8 protein-coding genes are annotated in these 6,403 nt (G+C 69.5%); 4 read left to right on the top strand and 4 right to left on the bottom strand.

The window, feature by feature from the left end; all coding sequences use genetic code 11:
- Window positions 1-58 precede the first annotated feature (58 nt).
- Both ACGFR7_RS13745 and ACGFR7_RS13750 read right to left on the bottom strand, forming a co-directional pair.
- Window positions 59-331, bottom strand: a complete 273-nt coding sequence (locus ACGFR7_RS13745; RefSeq protein WP_393317558.1) for a hypothetical protein — start codon at window positions 329-331, stop codon at window positions 59-61.
- Window positions 332-531: 200 nt separating this feature from the next.
- Window positions 532-1,701 carry a steroid 3-ketoacyl-CoA thiolase gene (locus ACGFR7_RS13750; RefSeq protein WP_393317561.1) on the bottom strand — a complete coding sequence of 390 codons (1,170 nt, stop codon included), beginning with the start codon at window positions 1,699-1,701 and terminating at the stop codon, window positions 532-534.
- Window positions 1,702-1,948: 247 nt separating this feature from the next.
- On the opposite strand from ACGFR7_RS13750, the gene ACGFR7_RS13755 reads away from it, so the two are divergent.
- From ACGFR7_RS13755 to ACGFR7_RS13770, 4 genes are all read left to right on the top strand, one after another.
- Window positions 1,949-3,181, top strand: coding sequence for a cytochrome P450 (locus ACGFR7_RS13755; RefSeq protein WP_393317563.1), 1,233 nt, complete (start codon window positions 1,949-1,951; stop codon window positions 3,179-3,181).
- Window positions 3,182-3,562: 381 nt separating this feature from the next.
- Window positions 3,563-4,183 (top strand): DUF6230 family protein, encoded by a 621-nt coding sequence (locus tag ACGFR7_RS13760; protein ID WP_350250659.1) that lies wholly within the window; start codon window positions 3,563-3,565, stop codon window positions 4,181-4,183.
- Window positions 4,174-4,611 carry a DUF6114 domain-containing protein gene (locus ACGFR7_RS13765; protein WP_393317567.1) on the top strand — a complete coding sequence of 146 codons (438 nt, stop codon included), beginning with the start codon at window positions 4,174-4,176 and terminating at the stop codon, window positions 4,609-4,611. The genes ACGFR7_RS13760 and ACGFR7_RS13765 overlap by 10 nt, the downstream gene beginning before the upstream one ends.
- A gap of 127 nt (window positions 4,612-4,738) precedes the next feature.
- Entirely contained in the window at window positions 4,739-5,437 is a 699-nt protein-coding gene (locus tag ACGFR7_RS13770; protein ID WP_393317570.1) for a hypothetical protein, read from the top strand.
- A gap of 86 nt (window positions 5,438-5,523) precedes the next feature.
- Here ACGFR7_RS13770 and ACGFR7_RS13775 read toward each other — a convergent pair whose 3' ends face one another.
- Both ACGFR7_RS13775 and ACGFR7_RS13780 read right to left on the bottom strand, forming a co-directional pair.
- Window positions 5,524-5,913, bottom strand: a complete 390-nt coding sequence (locus tag ACGFR7_RS13775; RefSeq protein WP_393317573.1) for a hypothetical protein — start codon at window positions 5,911-5,913, stop codon at window positions 5,524-5,526.
- Window positions 5,914-5,957: 44 nt separating this feature from the next.
- On the bottom strand, window positions 5,958-6,403 hold a 446-nt coding region (locus ACGFR7_RS13780; RefSeq protein ID WP_393317576.1), incomplete at its 5' end, for a cbb3-type cytochrome c oxidase subunit I.

A 6,403-nucleotide genomic window follows, 5' to 3' on the forward strand; every position in this document is an offset into this window, starting at 1 on the left:
TGCGGTGCCGCGCCCCGGGCCGTCGCGCCGGAGGGTCCTGCCGCCGTCCAAGGCGGAGTCAGCGGGCGACGGGCACGGCGCGGGCTATGGACGGTTCCGAGCGCAGGAACGAGGTGCCGTGGCCGGCGTCGGCGCCCTGTGCGGCACTCGCAGCCGGAGGTGCCGGTGCCGCCCACGCGGCCGGGGCCGTCGTCAGCGCGGTCAGCAGGAGAGCGGCGCCGGCGGCCAGTGCCCGCGGCACGCGCCGTTGTCCGCGTGATGTCCCCGGCCTGACCGGCGCACCCGACGCGGAGGACGGCGCATGCTGGTGCTGCGAGGCGTTCTTCGTCATGCCATCGACGCTACGGAGATCGCAGACCCCGCAGAATGCGGTTTTCCACCCAACTCCGCTGTGGTATTCCTCAGGTTGAGGAGGAGGCCCCCGCAGCCCCCGCGGACCCGCACCTCGGCACCCGGGCCCGGCAACCGGCCCCGGCAACCGTCCTTGCCAACGGTGCGGGCACCCACCGGCAGCGCCCGCTGCGCCGGTTCCTACAACCGCTGAATGATCGTCCCCGTCGCCAGTGCCCCGCCCGCACACATGGTGATCAGGGCGAACTCCTTGTCCCGGCGTTCGAGTTCGTGCAGTGCGGTGGTGATGAGACGGGCGCCGGTGGCGCCGACCGGGTGGCCCAGGGCGATCGCGCCGCCGTTCACGTTCACCTTCTCCAGATCCTGCTCGAAGACCTGCGCCCAGGAGAGCACCACGGAGGCGAAGGCTTCGTTGATCTCGACGAGGTCGATGTCCTTGAGGGACATCCCGGCCTTGCCGAGCACGGCCCGGGTGGCGTCGATGGGGCCGTCCAGGTGGAAGTGCGGATCGGAGCCCACCAGTGCCTGGGCCACGATGCGGGCTCGTGGCTTGAGCTTGAGGGCGCGTGCCATGCGCTTGGAGGCCCACATCACCGCGGCGGCGCCGTCGGAGATCTGCGAGGAGTTGCCCGCCGTGTGGACGGCGGTCGGCATCACGGGCTTGAGGCCGCCCAGTGCCTGAAGACTGGTGTCGCGCAGCCCTTCGTCGCGGTCGACCAGCCGCCACATGCCCTGGCCCGCGGCCTGTTCGTCCTCGGTGGTGGGGACCTGGACGGCGAACGTCTCCCGTTTGAAGCGTTCCTCGGCCCAGGCGGCGGCCGCCCGCTCCTGGGAGCGCAGACCCAGCGAGTCGACGTCCGCGCGGGTCAGCCCCCGCTTGCGGGCGATCCGTTCGGCCGCCTCGAACTGGTTGGGCAGGTCGACGTTCCACTCGTCGGGCCAGGGCTTGCCGGGGCCGTGCTTGGAGCCGCTGCCCAGCGGTACCCGGGACATCGCCTCGACGCCGCAGCCGATGCCGATGTCGATGACACCGGCCGCGATCATGTTGGCGGTCATGTGGTTGGCCTGCTGGGAGGAGCCGCACTGGCAGTCCACCGTGGTCGCGGCGGTCTCGTACGGGAGGCCCATCGCCAGCCAGGCGTTGCGTGCCGGGTTCATGGACTGTTCACCGGCGTGGGTGACGGTGCCGCCGACGATCTGTTCGACGCAGTCGGGCTGGATGCCCGTACGGGCGAGGAGTTCGCGGTAGGTCTCGCCCAGGAGATAGGCGGGGTGCAGGTTGGCGAGCGCACCTTGGCGCCTGCCGATCGGGGTGCGTACTGCTTCGACGATGACGGGTTCCGCGGCCATGACTGACTCGTCCTCTCCTCGCGTCCGCGGGCGTCCCGGCACCCGCGGAAGAAGAACTAGTACGCGTTCTAGTTCTGCCACAGTCTTATGAGCCGCCTCCCGGGGCGCAAGGGGCGTGCAACGCCCTTGTCCGGAAAGGGAGTCACAAAGACCCTTGCTACTTGCGGAACTCGTCACTACCTTCACCGCGACCCATATCTGATGCGCCGTCAGACGCCAGTGACGCCGGATGGACCAGGAGTCGCCGATGCCATGCCCCGCGTTGCCCGAAGGGTTCGACTTCACCGACCCCGACGTCTACCAGTCCCGCGTCCCGCTCCCGGAGTTCGCGCAGCTGCGGCAGACCGCGCCCGTGTGGTGGAACGCCCAGCCGCACGGCATCGCCGGCTTCGGTGACGACGGCTATTGGGTCGTCACCCGTCACCAGGACGTCAAGGAGGTGTCCACCAAGCCGGAGATCTTCTCCGCGAGCGTCAACACCTCGATCATCCGCTTCCAGGCGTCCATGACCCGCGACCAGATCGACGTCCAGAAGCTGATCATGCTGAACATGGACCCGCCCGAGCACACCCGGGTCCGCCAGATCGTGCAGCGCGGCTTCACCCCGCGCGCCATCCGCGCCCTGGAGGACGCGCTGCGCGACCGGGCGGCACGCATCGTCGCCGAGGCCCGCCGGAAGGGCTCCGGCGACTTCGTCACCGACGTCGCCTGCGAACTCCCCCTCCAGGCCATCGCGGAACTCATCGGCATCCCCCAGGACGACCGGGCCCGGATCTTCGACTGGTCGAACAAGATGATCGCGTACGACGATCCCGAACTGGCCATCACCGAAGAGGTCGGCGTCAACGCGGCCATGGAGCTGATCTCGTACGCCATGAACCTCGCCGCGGCGCGCAAGGAGTGCCCGGCCAAGGACATCGTCAGCCGGCTGGTCGCGGCGGAGCACGAGGGGAACCTCGGCTCGGACGAGTTCGGCTTCTTCGTGCTGCTGCTGGCGGTCGCCGGCAACGAGACGACGCGCAACGCCATCACCCACGGGATGCACGCCTTCCTCACCCATCCCGACCAGTGGGAGCTCTACAAGCGCGAGCGCCCCGGGACGACGGCCGAGGAGATCGTGCGGTGGGCGACGCCGGTCGTCTCCTTCCAGCGCACCGCCAGCCAGGACACCGAACTGGGCGGGGCGAAGATCAAGAAGGGGCAGCGGGTGGGGATCTTCTACTCCTCCGCCAACCACGACCCGGAGGTCTTCGACCACCCCGAGGTCTTCGACATCACCCGCGACCCCAACCCCCACCTGGGGTTCGGCGGCGGCGGGCCGCACTTCTGCCTCGGCAAGTCCCTTGCGGTCCTGGAGATCAACCTGATCTTCAACGCGCTCGCCGACGCCATGCCCGGCATCAGCCTGGCGGGCGACCCGCGCCGGCTCCGCTCGGCCTGGCTCAATGGGGTCAAGGAGCTTCAGGTCCACTACGGCTGACCGGCAGCCGCGGCCGACGGCCCGCTCCCGACGGCCCGCCGCGGACGGTCAGCGGTGAAGCGGCTGGCGGCGAAAGCCGGACCGGCGGTATGTCCGAAAACGGTTCCACCCTCAACCTTGCCAGCCGCCACGGGCAGACTTACATTCAACTCGCCGGTAACAATTGGCAGTTCGGCATTTTCGCGCACCGCTCGACACCGCGCACCCCCGAGCCGCACAACTTCCCCCAGGGATGCACGGCCCGGCTCCCGTACGACTTCAGTACCACCCGCACTGTGCGCACCTTGCGCCACTCGCACCTTGCGCACCCGCACCGTGCGCATCCGCACCCCCACGCGTTCGACAGTGCGCTCCACCGCTCTTCGAAGGGGACATACCATCATGAAGGACGCACACGGCAGACCTGTCACGGGACGTATCAGCTGGCGGAAGTTCGCCGTGCTGTCCGTTCCGGCCCTCGCCGGCACCGCCGCCCTGGGCATAGCCCTGGCCAACGGGGCGCTGGCGGCATCATTCGCCGTCTCGGGACAGCAGTTCAAGGTCTCCGCCGACAGCCTCACGGGCAAGGGCTTCGCCCAGTACGGCGGTGTGGACGCGAACGCCAGGGGAGATCTCCTGCCGGTCGCCGTCACCGCCATCAAGACGGCCCAGCTGGACCATCTGTGCCAGTCGGTCGTCACCCACCTGCCGGTCATCGGCGACATCTCGCTCAACCTCAGCGCCGGTACGGGCAGTAAGCCCGTCGAGGCGAGCGATCTCTTCGTGGACGCCACCCAGCTCTCCGGCAATGCGACCTTCCACCAGATCGAGATCGGCCGGGACGCCTCCACCCTCGACAAGGGGCCGGACAGCGCCCAGGGCATGCAGGACCTTTTCGCCCAGCAGGCCGATGACATCAACATCAGCAACCTCCGGCAGACCGCCTGGGCCACCAACGCGGGGACCTTCAAGCTGTCCGGCCTCAACATGAAGATCTCCAAGGGCAAGAAGGAATGCTTCTGACCTGGCGGCGGTGGCGGAGGGGGCGGCCCTTCTGGGGCGGTCTGGCGGCCGTCCTCGCCGGCGCCGAGATCTGCGCCATCCCGTTGGCGCCGCTGAAGATCATGCTGCAACAGGGCATCGCGGGTATCCCGTCCGTGCTGATGGGGCTCGTGATGATCGTGATGGGGCTCTCGGCGTGGTTCGCCCCGCACTACCGGGGCCTCGCGGGCGTGCTCACCGTGCTGTGTGCGGCGGCCGCGCTGGTGATGTCCAACCTCGGCGGCTTTCTGATCGGCACCATCATCGGGATTCTCGGCGGCTCGATGATCTTCGCCTGGCAGCCGGTCGACCCGGCGGAACCCGGAACCGCCGCAACCAACGCAACCACCGCCGCTCCCGGATCCGTTGCCGGGCCCGGGGGCAACACACCCGCACCCAGCGAGCCGTAGCCCACCCCCGGCCCGCGGCCTCCCGTACGCGTATCCCCACACCTTCGTCCGCGTACGGGAACCGAGCGCTGCCCGCACCACCCGCCGCACCGCTCCCCTGCACCCCACCCCTCAAAGGAGACCCACGATGACCATGACGCATGACGCCCGCCGTCCAGCCCGCCGACGTGCCTTACTCACCGCCGGCACCGGGATCACCGCAGCCCTCGGCCTGTCGCTAGCCATGACGGGCCCGGCGACGGCACAGCCCGCCCCCACGCCGTCCACCACGGCGGCGTCCACGACCGTGACCCCCGCGGGCCATGGCTTCACCGCCACGCTCAGCGGCAAGGCCACCTTCAAGGCCGGTTCGGTGACTGTCACCTGTACGGTCTCCTCCTCCAGCGGGCAGGTTCCGGCCGCGCCCGGCAACCACAACGCCTCGGGCCCGGTGAGCAGTTCCACCACCCCGGCGACCTACAGCTCCTGCACGACGAGCATGCCCGGCGTCGGCGCGAGCGTCACCACGACCGGTGCCTGGGGCGTGGCCATGCAGAACGGGGCGCCGGTGACCGCCGGACTGACCATCCCCGTCGGCGGTTTCGTGCTCAAGACCAGCGGTCTGGCGTCCTGCACGGTGACCGCGGCCCCCACCTCGGCGGCAACGGTGAACGGCACCTGGACCAACGGCGCGCCCTCCACGCTCGGCTTCACCAACGCCCAGGTGCCGGTGACGGTGACAGGGGGTTTCGGCTGCCCCACCAGCGCCACCAGCTCCACGTTCAACGCCGTCTACACGGTCGGTGACACCACCGACCCCGCGTCCCAGATCACCGTCACGGACTGAGCGGCGGACGGGTCACGGGTGACGGGTGACGGACCGTTGTACGCGGACGTCACCCGTTGCGCCCACAGCGGGCCGTCGCGTCACCCTCACCGCAAGGCCAGCCCGGCGGCCGCTACGGTCACCAGCGCCACCACGGCCACCGTGCCGCTCAGGAGCCCGGTGATCAGCCGTCGCCGCAGGGCCCGGTAGACGCCTTCGTATTCGGTCCGCAGCGCGGCGCTGCGGAAGGCGATGCGCTCCAGGTGGGCGCGTGAGGTATCACGCTGGTCCTGGCAGTAGCGCCCCTCCACTTCCCGCCGCTGGGAGTCGGTGAGCCAGGGCAGGCCGGCGCAGAAGGCCTGCGCGCGGGTGCGGGTCCGGTCCTTCTCCGCCTCCCGGAGAAGAAACCCCTCGATCTCGTTGATGGCCTGCTCCCACGAAATTTCCTCACCCCTCTGCGTTTCCTCACCCCTCTGCGTTTCCTCACCCCTCTGCATTTCTTCGCTCCGCCGCATTTCCCCGCTCTGCCGCGATCCCCTGCTCATGTACGTGCCCCGATTCCGGCGGCAGGCGCTTTCCCTGCAGCGTCCGCCGGCGCCTCCCTGCCCTCTGCGATCTCCGGGTGGTGCAGGTCGAACGCCGGGGATTCGGAGCGAATACGCGGCAGGGTGAGGAAGTTGTGCCGCGGCGGCGGGCAGGACGTCGCCCACTCCAGCGAGCGGCCGAAGCCCCACGGGTCGTCGGCCTCGACCTTCTCGCCGTACTTCGCCGTCTTCCAGACGTTGTAGAAGAACGGCAGCAGGGAGAGTCCGAGAAGGAAGGAGAAGATGCTGGAGACGGTGTTCAGGGCGGTGAATCCGTCCGCGGCGAGATAGTCGGGGATACGCCGCACCATGCCCTCGGCGCCCAGCCAGTGCTGGACGAGGAAGGTGCCGTGGAAGCCCACGAACAGCGTCCAGAAGGTGATCTTCCCGAGCCGCTCGTCCA

The sequence above is a fragment of the Streptomyces sp. NPDC048516 genome (assembly GCF_043199875.1).
GTDB lineage: Bacteria > Actinomycetota > Actinomycetes > Streptomycetales > Streptomycetaceae > Streptomyces.